Genomic DNA, 20,809 nt, shown 5'->3' on the forward strand with positions numbered 1-20,809 from the left:
GGATACTAGAGGGCAATTGCCATGCTGAGTCCGAAACGTACTAAGTACCGCAAGCAGCACAAGGGGCGCATCCACGGCGCCTCCAAGGGCGGCACCCAGTTGAACTTCGGCGCCTTCGGTCTGAAGGCGGTGGAGCCGGCGCGCATCACCGCGCGCCAGATCGAAGCGGCCCGCCGCGCGATCACCCGTCACATGAAGCGTCAGGGCCGGGTCTGGATCCGGATATTCCCGGACGTGCCGGTGTCGAGCAAGCCTGCCGAAGTCCGCATGGGCTCCGGTAAGGGTTCGCCCGAGTTCTGGGCGGCCCGCGTGGCCCCCGGCCGCATCATGTTCGAGCTGGACGGCGTGCCGGCGGACCTCGCCAAGCGCGCGTTCGAGCTGGCGGCTGCCAAGCTGCCGATCAAGACCCGATTCATCACCCGCCTGGGTGAGGGAGCTGAGGCATGACCAAAGCCGTAGACCTGCGCACGAAAAGCGTGGATGAGTTGCAGGACCAGCTCTTGCAGTTGAAGAAAGAGCAGTTCAATTTGCGCTTCCAGCGCGCCTCCGGGCAGCTGGAGAATACCGCGCGTGTCGGCCAGGTTCGGCGCGACATCGCACGGATCAAGACCATCCTGGGCCAGCGGGAAACCGCTGCGCCCGCGTCCTGACAGGGGGAAGCGTAATGCCCCGGCGTGTTTTGCAGGGCACGGTGGTGAGTGACAAGGGCGACAAGACCGTCATCGTACTGGTCGAGCGTCGTGTTATGCACCCCGTGTACAAGAAGTTTATTAAGCAGTCGAAGAAGTATGCTGCTCATGATGAGCAGAACGCTTATAAGGCTGGCGACACGGTCACCATCGAGGAATGCCGTCCGATTTCCAAGCGGAAGCGGTGGGCCGTCGTCGTGGAAAGCGCCGCCCCGTCGGGCGCCGCCGTCTAACTGTTTTGCTTAAGGAAGCCAAACCATGATCCAGATGCAAACCAACCTGGAGGTCGCTGACAACAGCGGCGCGCGCCGGGTGCAGTGCATCAAGGTGCTGGGCGGCTCCATGCGGAAGGTCGCGGCCGTTGGCGACGTTATCGTCGTCTCGGTCAAAGAGGCCATTCCGCGGGGTCGTGTGAAGAAGGGTGACGTGCATCGCGCGGTCATCGTTCGCACCGCGAAGGAAATCCGTCGTACCGACGGTTCCGCCATCCGCTTTGACCGCAACGCGGCCGTGCTCATCAACAAGCAGGGTGAGCCGATCGGGACCCGTATCTTCGGGCCGGTTACGCGTGAGCTGCGCGCCAAGAAGTTCATGAAGATCATCTCCCTGGCGCCGGAGGTCCTGTAAATGTCGAAGATTAAGAAGGCCGACAAGGTCATCATCATCGCCGGCAAGGACAAGGGCAAGCAGGGCGAGGTGATCGCCGTTCTGCCGAAGGAGAACCGCGTCAAGGTGCGCGGCGTGAACCTGGTCAAGAAGCACCAGCGTCCGACTCCGACCACGCAGGGTGGCATCGTTGAGCTGGAGGCGTTCATCGACGTCTCCAACGTCGCTCACGTCGACCCCAAGACCAACAAGCCGACCCGCGTCGGCTACCGGATCCTGGAAGACGGCCGCAAGGTCCGTTTTGCCAAGGCGTCCGGTGAAGTCATCGACCTGTGAGGGGCGTTATGGCTGCCAGGCTCAAAGAACATTATGACTCCGTCGTCCGCGCCACGCTGAAGACCGAATTCAGCTACGCCAACGACCTGGAGATCCCGCGGATCGAAAAGATCATCATCAACATGGGTGTTGGCGAAGCCACCTCCGATGGGAAGAAGATCAACGCCGCCGTCAGCGATCTGACCGCTCTGTCCGGTCAGAAGCCGGTGGTGACCCGCGCCCGCAAGTCCATTGCGCAGTTCAAGCTGCGTGAAGGCATGGCCATTGGTTGCAAGGTGACCCTGCGCCGTGAGCGCATGTACGAGTTCCTCGACCGTCTGATCACGATTGCCCTGCCGCGCGTCCGCGACTTCCGCGGCGTGTCGGGCACGAGCTTCGACGGCCGCGGCAACTACGCCATGGGCCTCAAGGAACAGATCATTTTCCCGGAAATCGACTACGACCGCGTCGATGAAATCCGGGGGATGGACATCATCATCGTCACCACGGCGAAGACCGACAAGGAAGCCAAGGCTCTCCTGAAGGGCTTCCAGATGCCGTTCGCGAACTGAGCGGCAGGAGCATCCCATGGCCAAGACCAGTTCTGTTCAAAAGAACAAGCGTCGTGAGCGCCTTGCCAAGCAGTATGCTGGCAAGCGCAACGCGCTCAAGGCGATTGCTTCCGATCGCACCCTGCCGCCGGAGGAGCGGTTCGCCGCCCGCCTCAAGCTCGCCGAACTACCGCGTAACTCCAGCCCGACCCGTATCCGGAACCGGTGCGAGTTGAGCGGTCGTCCGCGTGCTTTTTACCGCAAGTTTAAGCTGTCTCGTATTGCCCTGCGCGACCTGGCCTCGACCGGCCAGATCCCGGGCATGACGAAGTCCAGCTGGTAATCGGAGGTCTTGGGAAATGGCGTTGAGCGATCCCTTGGGCGATATGCTGACCCGCATCCGTAATGGACAGCGGGCCCGTATGCAGTCCGTCATCAGCCCGGCCTCGAAGCTGCGCACCAACGTTTTGGAGGTGCTGAAGCGCGAGGGCTATATCCGTGGCTACAGCCTGGACACCGTTCGTCCCGGCGTTCACAACGTGCGCATCGAGCTGAAGTATCACGAAGGCGAGCCTGTCATTAAGCAGGTCCAGCGCGTGTCCAAGCCCGGCCGCCGCATCTACTCCAAGATCGCCGATCTGCCGCGGGTCTTCAATGGCCTGGGCATCTCGATCTTGTCGACGCCGCGTGGCGTTATGTCGGACAGCGAGGCCCGAGCCGCCAATGTTGGCGGTGAGGTCCTCTGCAAAGTGTTCTAAGGAGCTGGCCACATGTCTCGTATCGGCAAGCATCCGGTGCCCGTTCCGGCCGGTGTGACCGTTCAGGTCTCCGGTCAGGATGTCACCGTGAAGGGCAAGCTGGGCCAGCTCAGCTTGACCTTGGTTGACGACATTTCCGCCGTGCTGGAAAGCGGCGTTCTGGTGGTGAAGCCCCGCACGGAAAGCCGCAAGGCCCGCGTGAACTGGGCCACCTCCCGCACGCTGCTGGCCAACATGGTCAAGGGTGTCGACACGGGTTTCACCAAGAACCTCGAGATCACCGGCGTGGGTTACAAGGCCGCTGTCCAGGGTCAGGAACTGCTCCTGAACCTGGGCTTCAGCCACGACATCCGCTACCCGATCCCGACCGGCATCTCGATGAAGTGCGATAAGCCCACTTCCATCACGATCACCGGCTTCGACAAGCAGAAGATTGGCCAGGTTGCGGCTGAGATCCGCGCGTACCGCCCGCCGGAGCCCTACAAGGGCAAGGGTGTCAAGTACGCGGATGAGATCATCATCCGTAAAGAAGGCAAGAAGAAGTAAGGCGCACGATCATGAGCAATGCAAAAGTTCTGAGCGCGCGCCGCAAGCAGCGGGTGCGCACACGAGTCCGGAAGTTGGGCCAGGGGCGTCCGCGCCTGTCCGTGTTCCGTTCCAGCCAGCACATCTACGCCCAGGTCATCGACGACGTGGCCGGCCTGACCAAGGCCGCCGCTTCGTCGATCGACAAGACGATCCGCGAACAGCTGAAGACCGGCGCCGATATCGACGCCGCCAAGGCTGTGGGCAAGCTGATCGCCGAGCGGGCCAAGGAAGCTGGCATCACGGAAGTGGTGTTCGATCGCGGTTCGTACCTGTTCCATGGCCGGGTCAAGGCCCTGGCCGACGCCGCGCGCGAAGCCGGCCTGCAGTTCTAAGGGGTAGCGATTATGGCACGTAACGAGAGGGACGGCGGCAACAGCGGCGGTCGCGAGCGTGGCGGGGACCGGGATCGTACTCCCCGGGACCGCGAGGAAAGCGAGCTGGTAGAAAAGCTCGTTGGTATTAACCGTGTCGCCAAGGTGGTGAAGGGTGGCCGTCGTTTCGGCTTCGCCGCCCTGGTCGTGGTGGGTGACGCCAAGGGTCGCGTCGGCGTTGGTTCGGGCAAGGCCCGTGAAGTGCCGGAAGCCATCCGCAAGGCCACCGACCAGGCCAAGCGCTCCATGATCCGTGTTCCGCTCCGTGAGGGCCGGACGCTGCATCATGACGTCCATGGTCACTTCGGCGCCGGTAAGGTGGTGCTCCGCACCGCCGACGCCGGTACCGGCATCATCGCCGGTGGTCCGATGCGCGCGATCTTCGAGGCTCTCGGCGTCCAGGACGTCGTGACCAAGTCGGTCGGCACCTCGAACCCGCACAACATGATCAAGGCGACCTTCGACGCCCTGTCCCAGTGCGTCAGCCCGCGCGCCGTCGCGGCCCGTCGTGGCCGTCGCGTCAGCGACATCCTGGGCCGCCGCGAGGCCGGCGCCGAGGTGAAGGAGAGCGCGTGATGAGCGAGAAGAGCACTGTCATCGTGACCCAGATCGGCAGCCCGATCGGCCGCCAGAAGGACCAGCGGGCGACGCTGGTGGGTCTTGGTCTCAACAAGCTGCACCGTACCAGCGAGCTGGAGGACACCCCTTCGGTCCGCGGTATGATCGCCAAGGTGCAGCACCTCGTGCGCGTCGAGAAGGCCTCCTGAGGCCTTCCCGATACGGCTTGAAGGGATAAAGTCATGAAGCTTACGGAAATTCGCGACAATCCGGGCGCCCGCAAGGTGCGCACCCGGGTCGGTCGGGGCATCGGCTCCGGCAAGGGCAAGACCGGCGGCCGTGGCGTGAAGGGTCAGACCTCGCGTTCCGGCGTGTCGATCAACGGCTTCGAAGGCGGTCAGATGCCCTTGCATCGCCGTCTGCCGAAGCGTGGTTTCAACAATCTGTTCGGCACCGATTACGCGGTGGTGAACGTCGGTACGGTGCAGAAGGCCATTGATGAGGGCCGTCTGAACGCTTCCGACGTGATCACCGCCGAGATCCTGGTGGGTGCCGGCCTGGTGCGCGCCACCCGTGACGGTGTGCGTCTGCTGGCCAAGGGCAGCATCTCCGCGAAGGTGGCGTTCGACGTCGCCGGCGCCTCCGCCGCGGCTGTCGCCGCTGTGGAAGCCGCCGGTGGCTCGGTCAAGCTGCCCGTGGTCGAAGCGGCCGCTGAGTGATCAAGGAAGTCCGGCCGGCGCTCGATGTGAAAAGCGAGCGCCGGCCGTCTTTCTTTCTGCCGCAGGTCTCCCCATCTGGGGTGGGACCCATCAAGGGGACCGGCGACGGTCCCTTTTCTTTTGTCCTTTTGAACCGTCTGTGCCGCGCCGTTTAGGGGCGCCTCGATAGGAACGGATTCCATGGCTTCAGCCGCCGAGCAGCTCGCCGCCAATCTTAATTTCGGCTCCTTCGCCAAGGCCACGGAACTGAAGAAGCGGCTCTGGTTCACCCTTGGAGCGCTCATCGTTTTTCGCCTGGGCACCTACATTCCGCTGCCCGGGATCAACGTCCAGGCTTTCGCCGACGTCTTCAAGCAGGCCAGCGGCGGCATCCTGGGCATGTTCAACATGTTCGCGGGTGGCGCCATTGAGCGCATGAGCATCTTCGCGCTCAACATCATGCCCTACATCTCCGCCAGCATCATCGTGCAGCTGCTGACGGCGGTGATCCCCAGCCTCGAAGCCATGAAGAAGGAAGGCGAGGCGGGACGTAAGCGGATCAATCAGTACACCCGCTACGGCACCGTCATCCTGGCCATCGTCCAGTCCTACGGCCTGGCGGTGGCGCTGGAAGGTGCCCGCGGCAGCGTGCTGGAACCCGGCCCCTTCTTCATCGTCAGCACCGTGGTCACCATGGTCGGCGGCACCATGTTCCTGATGTGGCTGGGTGAGCAGATCACCGCCCGGGGCGTGGGCAACGGCACCTCGCTGATCATCTTCACCGGCATCGTCGCCGCACTGCCCAAGGCGCTGATGCAGCTGCTGGAACTGGGTCGCACCGGCGCCATCGGCATGGGGCTGATCATCCTGCTGCTGCTGATCGCCGTCGGCGTGATCTTCTTCATCGTCTTCATGGAACGCGCGCAGCGCCGCCTGATCGTGCAGTACCCGAAGCGCCAGGTCGGCAACAAGGTCTACGGCGGCGAAGCCTCGCACCTGCCCTTGAAGCTGAACACCTCGGGCGTCATTCCGCCGATCTTCGCCAGTTCGCTGCTGCTGCTGCCCGCCACCGTCACCGGTTTCTCCGGCGGCAACGGCCCGCAGTTCCTGCAGACCATCGGTCGTTACATCAACCATGGCCAGCCGCTGTACATCGCGCTGTACATGGCGCTGATCATCTTCTTCAGCTTCTTCTATACCGCCGTGGTGTTCAACCCCACGGAAACGGCCGAAAATCTGAAGAAATATGGTGGCTTCATCCCTGGCATCCGCCCGGGCAAGAACACCGCCGACTATCTGGATTTTGTTCTCACCCGTTTGACGGTGCTGGGCGCCGGCTACCTCGTGGTCGTTTGTCTATTGCCCGAACTGTTGATGGCGAAGAACGCTATTCCTTTCTATTTTGGCGGCACCAGCCTGCTGATTGTGGTAACGGTGACCATGGACACGGTCGCGCAGATCCATTCGCATCTGCTGGCACATCAATATGAAGGCCTCATCAAGAAGGCAAAGCTGAGGGGGAGGCGTGGATGAACCTGATTCTTCTGGGGCCGCCGGGCGCCGGTAAGGGGACGCAGGCGCAGCGGCTTGAGCGGAAGTTCGGGTTGGTGCAGTTGTCGACGGGCGACATGTTGCGTGCGCTGAAGGACAGCGGCAGCCCGCTGGGTCAGCAGGCGAAGGAAATCATGGCCGCCGGCAAGCTGATGCCCGATGCGATCATGGTGGAGATGATCGCCGAGCGCATCACCCAGCCGGACTGCGCCAAGGGCTTCATTCTGGATGGTTTCCCGCGCACGGTTCCGCAGGCCGAGGCCTTGGACCGGATGCTGGATGAGAAGCATCTGAAGCTGGACCACATCATCGAGATGGTGGTGGACGATGCCGCCCTGGTGACCCGTGTGACCGGTCGCTACACCTGTGCCAAGTGCGGCACCGGTTATCACGACAGCTTTCACCAGCCCAAGGTGGCCGGCGTCTGCGACATCTGCGGTTCGACTGAGTTCAAGCGCCGGGCCGACGACAACGCCGAGACCTTCACCAAGCGTCTGGCGGAATACCATGCGCTGACGGCGCCCATCCTGCCTTACTACCAGGCGAAGGGCGTGCTGAAGCAGGTGGACGGCATGGCGGAGATCGACGAGGTCACCGGCCAGCTGGAAACCATCATCGGGGCCTGATCCGTCGGGCCGCCGAGCGGAAATGGGGCCGTGGTCCGCTGTAGGCGGGCACGGCCCTTTCGCGTTCCCGGCCTCCGCATCCGTGCGGGGGAGGGCTGCGGGGCGGGAAGGTGGGCGCGGTTGACTTCTGTCCGCGCCTGCGTATACTCCCGCATCCAATCCGAAATGGGTTCGCCTGTTCGGGTTCGGGTCAATCGGCTTGCGGTCCGCATCTTCGGGTGCCGGGACGTGGGCTGGTTTGTATGTGCATTTGGAGATCTCAGGAGAAAACCCTGGGACTTCTTCGGATGAGATGCCCCGAAGGCCGCCGCGCATCCCCGCCACGGGAAGCGGCATGTCAGGCGGGGTGTGGACGAAGATCGCATCGCCACGGCATCCAAGCCGGGGCGGGCAGTAACGATGGAGAAAGCGCGTGGCGCGTATCGCTGGCGTTAATATTCCCACCGCGAAGCGGGTGGAGATCGCCCTTCAGTACATTCACGGCATCGGTCCCCTTAAGGCTAAGGAGATCTGCGGCAAGGTCGGCATTCCGGTGGAACGCCGGGTGCACCAGCTGACCGACGACGAAGTCCTGCGTATCCGCGAAGTCATCGACAGCGACTATTCGGTCGAAGGCGATCTGCGTCGCTCCGTCGCCATGAACATCAAGCGGCTCATGGACATGGCTTGCTACCGCGGCCTGCGTCACCGTCGCGGCCTGCCGGTCCGCGGTCAGCGCACGCACACCAATGCGCGCACCCGCAAGGGCCCGGCCAAGCCGATCGCCGGTAAGAAGAAGTAAGCTGAAGGACTGATAAGAAATGGCAAAGCCCAATGCTTCTGCTTCCCGGCTTCGTCGCCGTGAGCGCAAGAACATCACCTCGGGCGTGGCGCATGTGAACGCCTCGTTCAACAACACCATGATCACCATCACCGACGCGCAGGGTAACACCATCGCCTGGTCGTCGTCGGGCACGATGGGCTTCAAGGGTTCGCGCAAGTCCACCCCCTACGCCGCCCAGATGGCTGCCGAAGACGCGGGCCGCAAGGCCCAGGAACACGGCATGCGCACCCTGGAAGTCGAAGTGAAGGGTCCGGGTTCGGGTCGTGAATCCGCCTTGCGCGCGCTGCAGTCGGTCGGTTTCCAGATCACGTCCATCCGCGACGTGACGCCGATCCCGCACAACGGCGTTCGCCCGCCGAAGAAGCGTCGCGTCTGATTTCGCTTTAAAGACGGGGTGGCCCTCGCGGGGCACCCCGGCCCAAACGCTTCCGCGTTTCCCCGCCACCCCGGGACGGGCGTCCGCATGCCATCGCGGTCGTTCACGCATAGGGGAGGTGGTCCGGGTCAGGTTCGGGGGCGTCGGTCTTTATGGCCGGCGCCCTCGTGCCGCACCGGACAGCGGTGAAACCGGGTGTCGTGTCCTCCCGATGGCATTAGAGGCAGCTACCCGTGATTCAGAAGAACTGGCAGACCCTGGAAAAGCCCAGCAAGCTCGACGTCAATGTCGGGGCCGATGTGCGCCGTGAGGCCACCATCGTCGCCGGCCCGTTGGAGCGCGGCTTTGGCCTGACCCTGGGCAACGCCCTGCGCCGCGTCCTGCTGTCGTCCCTGCAGGGGGCGGCGGTCACCGCCATCCAGATCGATGGCGTCCTGCACGAATTCTCCTCCATCCCCGGCGTCCGCGAGGACGTGACCGACATTGTTCTGAACATCAAGAACATGGGTCTGAAGATGGAGGGCGAGGGCCCGAAGCGGCTGCGCCTGCGCGCCGAAGGCCCCAAGGAAGTCACCGCCGGCATGATCGAGGTGACGGGCGACATCGAAGTGATGGACCCGGACCTGGTGATCTGCACCCTGGACTCCGGCGCCCGCCTGAACATGGAACTGACGGTCGAGAAGGGCAAGGGCTACGTCCCCGCCAGCCAGAACCGTCCGGAAGACGCGCCCATCGGCCTGATCCCGATCGACGCCCTGTACAGCCCCATCCGCAAGGTGGCGTACAAGGTGGAGAACACCCGTCTGGGCCAGCGCACCGACTACGACAAGCTATCGCTGTCGATGGAGACCAACGGCGCGGTGACGCCTGAGGATGCCGTGGCCATCGCCGCCCGCATCCTGCAGGACCAGCTGCAGCTGTTCATCAACTTCGAAGAGCCGCAGGCCGTCACCGCGTCGGAGAAGTCCGATGAGGTGCCGTTCAACAAGAACCTGCTGCGCAAGGTGGACGAGCTGGAACTGTCGGTCCGGTCGGCCAACTGCCTGAAGAACGACAACATCGTCTACATCGGCGACCTGGTGCAGAAGACGGAAGCGGAAATGCTCCGCACCCCGAACTTCGGCCGCAAGTCGCTGAACGAAATCAAGGAAGTGCTGTCCCAGATGGGCCTGCACCTCGGCATGGAAATCCCGAACTGGCCGCCCGAGAACATCGAGGACCTGGCCAAGCGTCTGGAAGAGCCGTACTGATTTCGGTTTTGAGGTTCTCCACGGCCGCTTAATCGGCCGTGGAATCAGGGCATAGGGCCCACCCCCGCCGTACCGCCCAGCGCCTCTCGAGGCCAAGGGCGGGCGTTCCGGGGTTCGTCATCGGTGTCGGCATCCGACACCTGGACATGAAGGAGAAGCACCATGCGTCACGGCGTTTCCGGACGTAAGTTCAGCAAGACCTCTACCCACCGTCTGGCCATGTTCTCCAACATGGCCAATGCCCTGATCAAGCATGAGCAGATCAAGACGACCCTGCCGAAGGCCAAGGACCTGCGGCCGATCGTTGAGAAGCTGATCACGCTGGGCAAGAAGGGTGGCCTCGCCAACCGCCGCCTGGCGTTCGCCGAACTGCGCGACAACGTCATGGTGGACAAGCTGTTCACCACCATCGCCGAGCGTTACAAGGACCGTCAGGGTGGTTACACCCGTGTCCTGAAGGCCGGCTTCCGCTACGGTGACATGGCCGCCATGGCCGTCATCGAGCTGGTGGACCGCGATGTTTCCGCCAAGGGCCAGGACAGCGGTCCGGTCCAGGTGGTTGAGACCGAGGAAGACGCGGCCTAAGCTGCACTTTCCGGAAAAGTGAAGAGGGGCGGTCCCAGCCAGGGGCCGCCCCTTTTTCTTTTTGGCACCGTCCCCATCATGGCGGGAATCGTCCCAGGCTTTTTCTGTGCTGGCGGGTGTCGCGGGCTTTTGCAACCATGCCCCGGTTGGAACCATATATCGGGGTAGGGGCTGTCGATGCGGGTTGGAAAGGTGCTGGGCATAGCTGCGGGTGTGGCCGTCGTGGCTGGTGCCGCCTATTGGGGGGCCGGCTATTACATGGGGCGGCGGATCGCCGGCGAATTGGACGCCATCCTGGCCCAGGCGCCGGACGGGGTGAAGATCACCCATGGGACGATAACCTTTTCGCCGTTGTCGCGTACCCTGCATGTGGGTGACCTCTCCGTCGCCGGCGCCACATTCCAGGGCACTGCCAGGATGGTCGATGTCCAAGGGCTGTCGCTGGACACGTTATCAACCGGTTTGCGGGCGGGCGATACCGGGGCGGAAGAACGGCAGACTTTGCCTGTTGCCGATCACATTCGTATCCATGATGGCAAGATCGCTTTCGACACGGCGGAAGAGGCATTTGGCTTTGTGGATGTCGGCGATATCCGGTTCCGTCCCTGGGCACTGCATCAGCCCGGCACGCCCGGATTGGATCAAGCCCGCGCCGCTTATACTGATTTCATCGCTCTTGTCGAACGAGGTGGCGGAGCCACGCGGCCGCAGGACGTGGAAGTGGCGGGCCAAATTCTGGCGCAGGCCGTTGCCACCGGTTTGATGGCGGTTGATATCGGCGACCTCGCCGAGACGGATGTCACCGTGAAGGGCATGGGGGTTGCTAGTGCCGCCGGAACACCTGTTTTGGTTCATTATGACCGTCGCTCCTTGAAGGGTATCCAAGCCGGCAGGCTGGGCGTGGCTGACCTTTCCAACCTGACGCAGACGCAGCAGGGACGGGTCGTGAAATTGGCCCGGATAAGTTGGGATGGCGTCGACTTGGCAGCACCCGCTCGAGCCTTGCTGCGTGGCGAACCGCTGAGCGGATCGCTGTTTGATGGTGTGTCTGTGGGCGCCTTGGCCATGTCGGATTTCTCCGGCCAGTTGCCCAAGGGTACGGATTTCCGCCTGGATAGTTTCACCCTGGACCCAATGGTGGTGGCCGGTGGCCATATCGGTGCCGGTGGTGTGGTCCTGAAGGGCTTTCAAGTAGATGCGGCGGCGATGTTGCCCGATCCACGCGGCCTTGCCATGGCCAAGGCCATGGGCGTGACCAAGATGACCCTGGGGCTGGCCCTGCATTACAAGTGGGACTTCAAGGACAGTGCCGTCACGCTGGAGCGCAGCACCCTGACCGTCGATGAGCTGGGTGAGGTGGAGCTGGATGGCCAAGTGCATGGCACGGAACCTAATCAGGATCTGAAAACCCTGTTTCAGAATGCCCAGTTGGACAAGGCGCAACTGCGGTATGTCGACCGTTCGCTGGTGGAGCGATCCCTGCGGTTCGCCGGCAGTCAGCAGGGCAAGACGCCGGATGCCATGCGCGACCAGGCCGTGATGGCCATCCAGGTCGGCGGCCTGGCGCTCAGCGCATCGCCCCGGGGGGCGGCGCTGGTCAAGGCGTTGGTGGAGACGGTGCGGGCCCCCGGCACGCTGGTCATCACCGCGAACCCGACATCGCCGGTCGCCCTGGCGCCCCTGTTCAGCGGCACCGCACCCGATCCGTCGGCCTTGGTCGACGCATTGGGCTTGGGCGCGACCACGACGCACTGACGGAGCCGTGTAAGTCGGCGGATGGGCATCGGGATGGCGTTGCTTTCAGCCCTCGACGTGCGGGGGCGAAATCGCGCATCCTGCCGCCCGTCCATCACCGGGCGGCAGGCGCGCCGGTCATGACGGACAGGAGGAATTTCGTGCGCACTTCGGGGATTAAAGTGGCGGGGATGAAGCTGGCGGCCGGCGTGCTGCTGATGGTGGGACTGACCGGCTGCATGGGGTTACCGTCGCAGCGCGAGGGCAAGCTGGACACCCACGCGGCCTGCGTGGCGCGCTGCAACCGTGAGGATGCGGTGTGCGGCGACACCCGGGCCGGCCAGATGGACCATACGCCGGAACTGAACAACGGTGCCTGCCAACGCGACCTTAAGTCCTGCCTGAACCGTTGCGGCGATCCGGGTTGATCCCTATTTCATCGTCTCATCCTTCGTCTTGACCAGTTGGCAGAGCGTGATGCCTGAGATGTTGTCGACTTTCCTTCGCCGTTGCGTCCCCCTGGTGGCCCTGGCCGCCGCCCTGGCGTCGCCTGCGGGCGGCGGCTATGCCGCGGCGCAGACACCACAGGTGCCGCAGAGCCGTGAACAGATCACCCTCAGCTACGCGCCGCTGGTGAAGCGCGCCGCACCGGCCGTGGTCAACATCTATAGCCGCCGGGTGGTCAAGCAACGCGCCAACCCCTTCATGGAGGATCCGTTCTTCCGCCAGTTCTTCGGCGACGCCTTCCGTGGCGTGCCGAAGGAACGGGTGGAATCCTCGCTGGGGTCCGGCGTCATCGTCCGGCCCGACGGCCTGATCGTCACCAACGACCATGTCATCAAGGACGCCGACCAGATCACCGTGGTACTGGCCGACCGCCGCGAATTCCCCGCCAAGGTGCTGACGGCGGATGAACGCGTGGACCTGGCCGTGCTGCGCATCGACACCAAGGGCGAGAAGCTGTCGACCCTGGAGATCGGCGACAGCGACGACGTGCAGGTGGGCGACCTGGTCCTGGCCGTCGGCAACCCCTTCGGCGTGGGACAGACGGTGACCAGCGGCATCGTCTCGGCGCTTGCCCGCACCGGCGTGGGGGTGTCGGACTTCAACTTCTTCATCCAGACCGACGCCGCCATCAACCCCGGCAATTCCGGCGGCGCGCTGATCACCATGGACGGCAAGCTGGCCGGCATCAACTCGGCCATCTATTCGCGCAGCGGCGGCTCCGTCGGCATCGGTTTCGCCATCCCGGCGGACATGGTGCGCTCCGTCGTCACGGCCGTGGAGTCGGGCGGCAAGCTGGTGCGCCCCTGGATGGGGGCCAGCGGTCAGGCGGTGACGTCGGATCTGGCCGCCAACCTGGGCCTGTCACGGCCCCAGGGTGTGCTGATCAACCAGTTGAACCCCAAGGGCCCGCTGGAACAGGCCGGCGTGAAGGTGGGCGACGTGGTGACGGCCGTGAACGGCCATATGGTCGATGATCCGGACAGCTTGCGCTATCGCATCGCCACCCTGCCGGTGGGTGGCACCGCCACGCTCAGCATCATCCGCAAGGGGGCGGAGACCAAGCTGCCGGTGAAGCTGATCGGTCCGCCGGAGGATCCGCCCCGGGATGAGGCCACGTTGGATGGTCGCGAACCCTTCGCCGGCGCCACCGTGGCCAACATCAACCCCGCCTTGGCGGAAGAGGTCGGCTACAACGGCAATTCCGACGGCGTCATCGTGCTGAAGGTCCAGCCGGGCACCACCGCCCAGGCCCTCGGCTTCCAGCCCGGTGACGTGGTGGTGAAGGTCAACGGCCAGCCCATCGCCCGCGTGGCCGACCTGAAGCGCCTGATCGCCGGCCAGGCCCGCCGTTGGGATCTGGCGGTGCGCCGGGGCGAACAGGTGCTGACCCTCAGCGTCGGTGGCTGACGCCGGGAAGGTCAGCCGGGCGCCGTTTCCTTGAGGGGAGGCGCGTCCTTGGCGGTTCCCTTATGGCTCGTCCATTCCTCCAGCATGGCGACCAGGCCATCGAACTTGGCCTGGTCCGTGATGGCGCCGTTCTCATCCACCGTCAGCGCGTCCTTCAGCACGGCGGCTGGATCACCGGCGGCGTCCAGGAAGCTGCTGAAGGGGAAATAGCGGATGCCGCGCCCCTGCTTGTCAAAGCGGGTGAGGGTGAAGGCCAGGGCAACCGGGTCGGGATAACGCCCCTCGCGCAGCACCACCGCCTGCCAGGGGATGTGGTGGTCTTCCAGATAGTCCTGGTCCTTGGACCAGTCGTCGCGGGTGGAGACCAGGACGATGGCCAGCTTGTCCGCGCCCACCCGGGCCTGGACCTGGCGCATGGCCTCCAGTTCCAGCTTACAGGGGCCGCACCAGTTGGCCCACTGGTTGATCCACACCACCTTGCCCTTCAAGCTGTCCAGCTTGAAGGTGTCGTTGTGGGTGTCGCGCAACTCGGCGACGCGCAGCGCCAGGAAGTGGCGGACCAGTTCCTCTTTCGTGCGTTTGGAATCGTGTGCGTCGAGGGGGGCGGCGGCCGCGGGCTTGTCGGCGTCGTTGGTTTCGGCGCGCGCGATGGGCGCATGCAGGGACAGGCCCAGCAGCAGGGCGGCAAGGGACAGGCGGCCGATCATAGGGTGGTGGTCCTCAGGAAGGCGGGGCGGTCGTTCAACGATAGCGGCGGGAAGAACCCGGGGCAACGGCCGCGCTGGGGTTGTGGGAAGGTGCCGCCCGAAAAGAACGATGCCAGAACGGCGTCGTGTCTGGCATGGTGGCGGACGGAACCGGCCGTACCGGCCCCGCGTTCCGGCAAGCGTGGATTTTCAGGACTGGCGGCGTGATGGCGGCAGGCAAAGGCGGATCGGGTTCCCTGTTCGAGGCGGAGGCGCCGCGGCCCTTGGCCGACCGGCTGCGCCCGACGGCACTTGACCAAGTGGTGGGCCAGGAACATCTGCTGGGCCCCAAGGGGCCCATCGGCCGCATGGTGGCGGCCCATCGCCTCAGTTCCATGGTGCTGTGGGGCCCGCCGGGCTGCGGGAAGACCACCATCGCCCGCCTGCTGGCCCAGGCCACCACCCTGGCGTTCGAACCGCTGTCGGCCGTGTTCTCCGGTGTCGCGGATTTGCGCAAGGTGTTCGAGGCGGCCAAGCAGCGGCGCCAGGCGGGCCAAGGCACCCTGCTGTTCATTGATGAAATCCACCGCTTCAACCGGTCGCAGCAGGACGGATTCCTGCCCTATGTCGAGGACGGTACCGTCACCCTGGTGGGCGCCACGACCGAGAACCCATCGTTCGAACTGAACGCCGCCTTATTGTCCCGGGCCCAGGTCTTCGTCCTCAATCGCCTGGGCGAGGAGGCGCTGGAAAAGCTGATCGGCCGCGCGGAGGCGGAGATGGGCCGGCCGCTGCCGGTGGATGACGACGCGCGCGCGGCGTTGAAGGCCCTGGCCGATGGCGACGGCCGCTATTTCCTGAATTTGGTGGAGGAAATCTTCGCCGTCGTGCCCAAGGGGGAGGCGCCGTTGGACACTAACGGGCTGACCGTGGCGGTGCAGCGGCGCATGCCCCTGTACGACAAGGCGCAGGAGGGGCACTACAACCTCATCAGCGCGCTGCACAAGTCGCTGCGCGGGTCGGACACCAATGCCGCCCTCTACTGGTATTCCCGCATGCTGGAGGGGGGGGAGGACCCGCGCTACATCGCCCGCCGGCTGCTGCGCTTTGCCAGCGAGGATATCGGCATGGCCGATCCCCAGGCTTTGACCATCGCCATGGCCGCCTGGGATGCGTACGAGCGGCTGGGCAGCCCGGAGGGGGAACTGGCGATCGCCCAATGCGTCATTTACCTGGGCACGGCGCCAAAGTCGAACGCCGCCTACATGGCCATCAAGCAGGCCCGGCGCGCGGCGCAGGAGACGGGCAGCCTGATGCCGCCCATGCATATCCTGAACGCGCCCACCCGCCTGATGAAGGATCTGGGCTACGGCAAGGGCTACAACTACGACCACGACACGGCCGACGGCTTCTCCGGCCAGAACTATTTCCCCGACGGCATGGCCCGGCGGGAGTTCTATCAGCCGGTGGAACGCGGCTTCGAACGCGAGATCAAGAAGCGCCAGGATTATTGGGCCAAGCTGCGCCGGCAGCGGGCCGAGGACGGCGGCGAGGGTTAAGCCGCCTTGTTCTCCATCGCCCGGGCGTAGGTCTTGGCGGCCTCCACCACCTGGGTGACGGCGCGGGCGATGTCGTCCGGCGGTTCGCCTTCGCGGGCCAGCGCGCTGTCTTCCGTCGGCACGCCGCGCACCAGGGCGCCCAGGCGCGTGGTGGCGGCCTCGCAATAGCCGATGCGGCGGGCGTCCGGCGGGCCGGGGTCGGTGCGCTCATCCATCCAGGCGACGGTGGCGGCACCGGCCAGGCGGCGCAGGGTTTCCAGCAGGGCGGCGGCCTCATCCAGGTGCGCCTTGCGTCGGCGGCCTTCCAGCACCATACGCTGGCGCGTCACCTCCGCCGCCGTGCTGGCCAGGCCGGCGGCGCGGCGGGCGGCGTCGATGGTGGCGTAGGGCGTGTCGCCGGCGCGCACCACCAGGGTGGCATACCGCATGTTGGCCTCCACCGCGTCAGCCAGGCGGTGGGAAAAGCTCTTGGGCTCACGCTCCGGCCACAGCACCAGGCAGCCGGCCAGGCCCAGGATGCTGCCCAGCACGTTGTTGAAGGCGCGGGTCAGGGCGATGGTCTCGCCCCCTGGGGCTGCCGCCAGGGCCGTCCCGGCGCCGGGGTGCAGCAGGTCGGCCACCAGCACGAACAGTGGCGTCAGGAAAAGCGTGAACAGGCTGTAGTTGACGGAACGCAGGGCGATGGTGGCGGCCGCCAGCGGGAAGATGGCGAACAACAGGGACAAGGGCGTGGGCAGGGCCACGGCCAGGAAGGCGGCGGCGACACCGCCGGCGACGCTGCCTAGCACGCGCTCCAGCGTGCGCGGCCAGGTGGTGGCCGCCTGCGGCTGCATCACCACCACCGAGGCCATGGTGGCCCAATAGGCGTAGTGGACGTCCAGATAGGCGGTGACGATATAGGTCGCCGTCACCACCAGGGCCACGCGCAGGGCATGGCGCGCGATGGGGGAACGGGGGTGGATGGCCCGGCGCAACGCCCGGACGATGGACGTGCGGCGGGGGGGCTCTTCCTGTGGGCCCACGTCGCCATTGGCGGAGGCCTCGGCGGGAATGGGGTCCCAGGCATGGGTCAGGTCGGTCAGGGCGCGGGCGCAGACCTGGGCGACCCGGGCGACCAGATCGTGTGCCGGACGGGCGACACGGTCCAGCACCTCCGCCTCATAGGCGACCAGGGCCTGGTCGGGCTCCGTCCGCATCACCTGGCGGGCGGTGCGTGTCAGGGCGGCGCGCAGCTGGCGCAGGGGTAGGGTGTCGGCGTCGCTGGGCGTGCCGGTGGCGTGGGGTTCCAGATCGTAGCCCAGGGCGATCAGGCCGGCGAAGATGCGCTCCCCGGCTTCTATGGCGGCCAGCAGGCTGCGGCGCACGTCGCGGCCGGCGCCGCGCCCGGCGGAAAAGCGGCCGACGGCGGCGCGCGCCCGCTCGATGATCTCGCGCACGGCGCGGCGGTGCTCGGCGGCATGGGCCTTCCAGCGGGCGTCCTGGGTGGCGCCGCTGCTGTGCAGGGCCAGCAACTCGGCCGTCATGTCGCCCAGTTCGGAATAGATGGCGGCCACGGCGCGGCGGGCGGGGGCGTAGGGGTGGATGCGCCAGACCGCCAAACACAGGATCACCGCCCAGCCGCTGCCCAGCAGGAAGACGGCGGACAGGCGCAAGGCGGCCAGCGGCGTGCTGGGATACCCCACCGCCACCACGGCGACGCAGCAGGCCAACACCCCCACCTGGGTGGCCGCCGGCCCATAAGCCCGGCTGAGGCAGCACAGGAAGATGGCCGCCAGCAGGACGGGGGCGGCCCACACGGGCCCCAGGGTGGCGGCCACGCTGATCAGCCCGGCCATCACCGTGCCCACCAGGGCGAAACCGCCCATGGCGCGCAGGCGGATGCCCACCGGCCCGCCTGGATCGGCCAGGCAGGCCCAGAAGGCGGCGAAGGCCGCCCAGGACAGGATGGGCTGGTCCAAATACAGCGCCAGCGCCACCATCAAGGCCACCGCCGTGGCGGCGCGCAGCCCTTCCGTGATGCCGATCTGCTCCGGCGACAGCGCGAACGAGCGCGCCTGCAGCCAGCGCGCCAGGCGCCCCAAGGGGGAGGAACGATCGGTGGGGACCGCGTGGTGCAGGGTCATGGAGTGTGGAACGCTAGGCCAATGGATCAGGGACCGCAACGATAGCGCAAGTTTGTTCGCAGATGCAGCATATTGGGTGCAACGCAGCATGGCGGGCGATGCGGCGCGGGGCCTTGATCTAAAGGGCCTTGGCGGGGGCTGGGTTCCCTCAGTTGCTCCGTTGCCCCACCCGCTCCGCCAGCGCCGTCTTCATCGCCGCCACCGCGTGTGACCAGTCGCCCAGGCGCTTTTGCCGGAACAGGCGCAGGCTCGGATACCACAGGCTGGTGTCGCCGCTGTCGTGCCAGCGCCAGTCGGTGGTGGGGGACAGCAGCAGGAAGGCGGGGACGCCCAGTGCGCCGGCCAGGTGGATGCAGGCGCTGTCGGAACCGATGACCAGATCCAGGTCGGCGATCAGGGCCGCGGTGTCGGCCCAGTCGCGGATGGACGCGGCGGCGTCGCGGATGCGGCCGGGGGGGATGCGCGGATCGGTGAGGGCCGACTTGGCCGGGCCCATCTGCAAGGACAGGAATTCCACCCCCGGCACGTCCAGCAGGGGCAGCAGGGGGATAAGGCCGGGGGACCGCCAGTGGTCATCCGGGAAATCCGGATTGCCCTGCCAGAACAGGCCGACGCGCAAGGCCCGCTTGGGCCCCAGCATCTGTGTCCAGCGGGTGCGGCGGCCGGGGTCCACCTTGAGATAGGGGCCGGACCAGCGCAGGGTGCCGGGGTCGGGGCAGAAGCGGGCGGGCAGTTCCATCATGGGCGCCTGGGCATCCCACGGCGATGGGGCGGCGGTTGAGCCGGGGGCCGGCGTCTGCGCGTCCACCACCACGGCGCCATAGCCCTGGGCCGCCACCAGGGGGGCCAGGCTGGCCGGCACCTCGATGGTCAGCTTGGCGCCGGCGGCGGCCAGCAGCGGCAGGAAGCGCAGGCACATCAGCGTGTCGCCCACCCCTTGCTCGTGCCACACCAGCAGGCGCAGGCCCGCCGGGTTGCCGTGATGCCAGGCGGGCAGTCCCTGGTGCTTGGCCGGCCGGGCCGCCGACGGCCAGCGCCAATGATACTGGTCGAACCCCTCGCGATAACGGCCCAGGCGCAGCAGGCAGAGGGCGGCACCGAAATTGGCGGCGGGCTCGGTCGGCACCAGCGCCACGGCCTGACGAAAGGCGTCCAGCGCCTCCGCCGTGCGGCCTTGCAGGCGCAGCAGCACGCCGAGATCCCGGTGGGGCAGCATGGCGTTGGGCCGGCGCCGCGTCGCCTCACGCAACTGCTCCTCCGCCTCCTCGAAGCGGAACAGGCTGGTCAGGGTGTTGGCCAAGGCGCAGCGGGGCAGGGGGGCGTCAGGGGCGGCGGCCACGGCGCGGGTCAGGAAACCCACGGCGGCGGCCGGGTCGCCGGCGCGGCGGCGCAGTTCGCCCAGGTTGTTCAGCGCCAGGGTGTTGAAGGGATCGCGGTCCAGAATATGGCGGTACCAGCCCTCCGCCTCCGCCGGGCGGCCCAGCCGCTCGCACAGGCGGGCCAGCTCCGCCACCGTGGGCAAATCCTCGGGGGTGCGTTCCACCAGGGCGCGCAGGGCGTCGGCCGCCGCCGTCACCCGCTCCAGCCGCGCCAGCAGGCGGGCCATGTTGCGCAGCGCGTCGGGGTGGCCGGCGTTGAGCCGCAGGGCCTGGGTGTAGGCGGTCAAGGCCGCGTCCGACCGGCCCAGCGTGTCCAGCACCTGGGCGTGGTTGGCGTGATAATCGGCGACGCCGGGGTGCAGGGCGATGGCCCGCGCGATCAGCGGTTCCGCCTCCGCGGCACGGCCGGCCTGGGCGGTGGCCACACCCAGCAGATGCAGGGCGTCGGGCTGGTCCGGCTCCTGCGCCAGCAGCGAGGAATAAAGCGCGCTGGCATCGGCCAGCCGGCCCGCCCGGTGATGGTCCAGCGCCACCGCCAGAACCTCACCGACGGTACGCATGCTCCGGGACCGGGTGCGCTCTTGCTCCATGGGCCAGTAATACCCTGCCACCAAAGGATAGGCCACCCCGGTGGGCTGACGCTGTGGGATAGGCGGCGGCGGTGAGGGCGGCCTTGGGGGAGCGGGATAGCGTTGTCTGCCCGCTTCCGCCTGGGCTATCCTGCGGCCTGGACGTTCTAGGGGAGCGCATCGACATGCCCGACATCGTGAAACGCTCGGTCACCCTGTCGCCGGAATGGGCGGCCTACGCCGATTCCCTGGTGGCGGCAGGCGCTTACGCTTCCGTCGCCGATGTGCTGCGGGCCGGCCTTGCCGCCCTGAAGGATCGCGGAAGCGTGGACCGGTGGCGGCAGGCAGGGTGTCAGGCCGGGAGCGACGCCGCGATGGACATGCCGTCCCCGATTCTTCCGGCCAAGGACCCCTTCGACGCCATTCGCGCCCATCAGGTGCAGCGGCTGAAAAGCACGGTCTGACCCCCTCTTCGCGTGATACCCCAAGGTTTCCTGCCC

27 protein-coding genes are annotated in these 20,809 nt (G+C 66.2%); 24 read left to right on the plus strand and 3 right to left on the minus strand.

What is annotated here, in order from left to right; translation table 11 throughout:
• The first annotated feature begins 21 nt into the window (after positions 1–21).
• The 22 genes from rplP to PW843_13210 all read left to right on the plus strand — a co-directional run bounded on the left by rplP (position 22) and on the right by PW843_13210 (position 13,993).
• A complete protein-coding gene (gene rplP / locus PW843_13105) occupies positions 22–447 on the plus strand; it encodes a 50S ribosomal protein L16 (protein MDE1147533.1) in 426 nt (141 codons plus the stop codon).
• A complete protein-coding gene (gene rpmC / locus PW843_13110) occupies positions 444–650 on the plus strand; it encodes a 50S ribosomal protein L29 (GenBank protein MDE1147534.1) in 207 nt (68 codons plus the stop codon). Before rplP ends, rpmC begins: the two co-directional genes overlap by 4 nt.
• A 14-nt stretch (positions 651–664) precedes the next feature.
• A complete protein-coding gene (gene rpsQ / locus PW843_13115; GenBank protein ID MDE1147535.1) occupies positions 665–922 on the plus strand; it encodes a 30S ribosomal protein S17 in 258 nt (85 codons plus the stop codon).
• A gap of 25 nt (positions 923–947) precedes the next feature.
• Positions 948–1,316, plus strand: a complete 369-nt coding sequence (gene rplN, locus PW843_13120; protein ID MDE1147536.1) for a 50S ribosomal protein L14 — start codon at positions 948–950, stop codon at positions 1,314–1,316.
• Entirely contained in the window at positions 1,317–1,631 is a 315-nt protein-coding gene (gene rplX / locus PW843_13125; protein MDE1147537.1) for a 50S ribosomal protein L24, read from the plus strand.
• Between the two features lie 8 nt (positions 1,632–1,639).
• A complete protein-coding gene (gene rplE, locus PW843_13130; GenBank protein MDE1147538.1) occupies positions 1,640–2,182 on the plus strand; it encodes a 50S ribosomal protein L5 in 543 nt (180 codons plus the stop codon).
• Positions 2,183–2,198: 16 nt separating this feature from the next.
• Complete coding sequence (gene rpsN, locus PW843_13135; GenBank protein MDE1147539.1) at positions 2,199–2,504, plus strand: 30S ribosomal protein S14; 306 nt, start codon at positions 2,199–2,201, stop codon at positions 2,502–2,504.
• Positions 2,505–2,520: 16 nt separating this feature from the next.
• Positions 2,521–2,919 (plus strand): 30S ribosomal protein S8, encoded by a 399-nt coding sequence (gene rpsH, locus PW843_13140; GenBank protein MDE1147540.1) that lies wholly within the window; start codon positions 2,521–2,523, stop codon positions 2,917–2,919.
• Positions 2,920–2,931: 12 nt separating this feature from the next.
• A complete protein-coding gene (gene rplF, locus PW843_13145; protein ID MDE1147541.1) occupies positions 2,932–3,465 on the plus strand; it encodes a 50S ribosomal protein L6 in 534 nt (177 codons plus the stop codon).
• Between the two features lie 11 nt (positions 3,466–3,476).
• Positions 3,477–3,839, plus strand: a complete 363-nt coding sequence (gene rplR, locus PW843_13150) for a 50S ribosomal protein L18 (GenBank protein ID MDE1147542.1) — start codon at positions 3,477–3,479, stop codon at positions 3,837–3,839.
• Positions 3,840–3,851: 12 nt separating this feature from the next.
• Entirely contained in the window at positions 3,852–4,454 is a 603-nt protein-coding gene (gene rpsE / locus PW843_13155; GenBank protein ID MDE1147543.1) for a 30S ribosomal protein S5, read from the plus strand.
• Positions 4,454–4,645: a 50S ribosomal protein L30 gene (gene rpmD / locus PW843_13160; protein MDE1147544.1), complete on the plus strand. Its 192-nt coding sequence runs from the start codon at positions 4,454–4,456 to the stop codon at positions 4,643–4,645. Before rpsE ends, rpmD begins: the two co-directional genes overlap by 1 nt.
• A gap of 33 nt (positions 4,646–4,678) precedes the next feature.
• On the plus strand, positions 4,679–5,155 hold the full coding sequence (rplO, locus tag PW843_13165; protein MDE1147545.1) for a 50S ribosomal protein L15: 477 nt from the start codon (positions 4,679–4,681) through the stop codon (positions 5,153–5,155).
• A gap of 180 nt (positions 5,156–5,335) precedes the next feature.
• Complete coding sequence (gene secY, locus PW843_13170; GenBank protein ID MDE1147546.1) at positions 5,336–6,667, plus strand: preprotein translocase subunit SecY; 1,332 nt, start codon at positions 5,336–5,338, stop codon at positions 6,665–6,667.
• A complete protein-coding gene (locus PW843_13175; protein MDE1147547.1) occupies positions 6,664–7,311 on the plus strand; it encodes an adenylate kinase in 648 nt (215 codons plus the stop codon). Before secY ends, PW843_13175 begins: the two co-directional genes overlap by 4 nt.
• A 412-nt stretch (positions 7,312–7,723) precedes the next feature.
• Positions 7,724–8,092, plus strand: a complete 369-nt coding sequence (gene rpsM, locus PW843_13180) for a 30S ribosomal protein S13 (GenBank protein ID MDE1147548.1) — start codon at positions 7,724–7,726, stop codon at positions 8,090–8,092.
• 19 nt (positions 8,093–8,111) lie between these two features.
• Positions 8,112–8,510 carry a 30S ribosomal protein S11 gene (gene rpsK, locus PW843_13185; protein MDE1147549.1) on the plus strand — a complete coding sequence of 133 codons (399 nt, stop codon included), beginning with the start codon at positions 8,112–8,114 and terminating at the stop codon, positions 8,508–8,510.
• Positions 8,511–8,743: 233 nt separating this feature from the next.
• Complete coding sequence (locus PW843_13190; protein MDE1147550.1) at positions 8,744–9,760, plus strand: DNA-directed RNA polymerase subunit alpha; 1,017 nt, start codon at positions 8,744–8,746, stop codon at positions 9,758–9,760.
• A 162-nt stretch (positions 9,761–9,922) separates the two neighbouring features.
• Complete coding sequence (rplQ, locus tag PW843_13195; GenBank protein MDE1147551.1) at positions 9,923–10,345, plus strand: 50S ribosomal protein L17; 423 nt, start codon at positions 9,923–9,925, stop codon at positions 10,343–10,345.
• A 282-nt stretch (positions 10,346–10,627) separates the two neighbouring features.
• On the plus strand, positions 10,628–12,100 hold the full coding sequence (locus PW843_13200) for a hypothetical protein (protein ID MDE1147552.1): 1,473 nt from the start codon (positions 10,628–10,630) through the stop codon (positions 12,098–12,100).
• A gap of 161 nt (positions 12,101–12,261) precedes the next feature.
• A complete protein-coding gene (locus tag PW843_13205; protein MDE1147553.1) occupies positions 12,262–12,507 on the plus strand; it encodes a hypothetical protein in 246 nt (81 codons plus the stop codon).
• Positions 12,508–12,565: 58 nt separating this feature from the next.
• The gene (locus PW843_13210) at positions 12,566–13,993 is read left to right on the plus strand and encodes a DegQ family serine endoprotease (GenBank protein ID MDE1147554.1); all 1,428 of its coding nucleotides are present in this window, start codon (positions 12,566–12,568) and stop codon (positions 13,991–13,993) included.
• 11 nt (positions 13,994–14,004) lie between these two features.
• On the opposite strand, the gene PW843_13215 is transcribed toward PW843_13210, so the two are convergent.
• Entirely contained in the window at positions 14,005–14,700 is a 696-nt protein-coding gene (locus tag PW843_13215) for a TlpA disulfide reductase family protein (protein MDE1147555.1), read from the minus strand.
• A gap of 206 nt (positions 14,701–14,906) precedes the next feature.
• Between PW843_13215 and PW843_13220 the strand changes: the two genes are divergently transcribed.
• On the plus strand, positions 14,907–16,238 hold the full coding sequence (locus PW843_13220) for a replication-associated recombination protein A (GenBank protein ID MDE1147556.1): 1,332 nt from the start codon (positions 14,907–14,909) through the stop codon (positions 16,236–16,238).
• On the opposite strand, the gene PW843_13225 is transcribed toward PW843_13220, so the two are convergent.
• Both PW843_13225 and PW843_13230 read right to left on the minus strand, forming a co-directional pair.
• Positions 16,235–18,361, minus strand: a complete 2,127-nt coding sequence (locus PW843_13225) for an FUSC family protein (protein ID MDE1147557.1) — start codon at positions 18,359–18,361, stop codon at positions 16,235–16,237. The genes PW843_13220 and PW843_13225 overlap by 4 nt on opposite strands.
• A gap of 148 nt (positions 18,362–18,509) precedes the next feature.
• A complete protein-coding gene (locus PW843_13230; protein MDE1147558.1) occupies positions 18,510–20,300 on the minus strand; it encodes a tetratricopeptide repeat protein in 1,791 nt (596 codons plus the stop codon).
• 194 nt (positions 20,301–20,494) lie between these two features.
• On the opposite strand from PW843_13230, the gene PW843_13235 reads away from it, so the two are divergent.
• Positions 20,495–20,773: a type II toxin-antitoxin system ParD family antitoxin gene (locus PW843_13235; protein MDE1147559.1), complete on the plus strand. Its 279-nt coding sequence runs from the start codon at positions 20,495–20,497 to the stop codon at positions 20,771–20,773.
• Positions 20,774–20,809: the final 36 nt, after the last annotated feature.

Source organism: Azospirillaceae bacterium (assembly GCA_028283825.1).
Classification (GTDB): domain Bacteria; phylum Pseudomonadota; class Alphaproteobacteria; order Azospirillales; family Azospirillaceae; genus Nitrospirillum.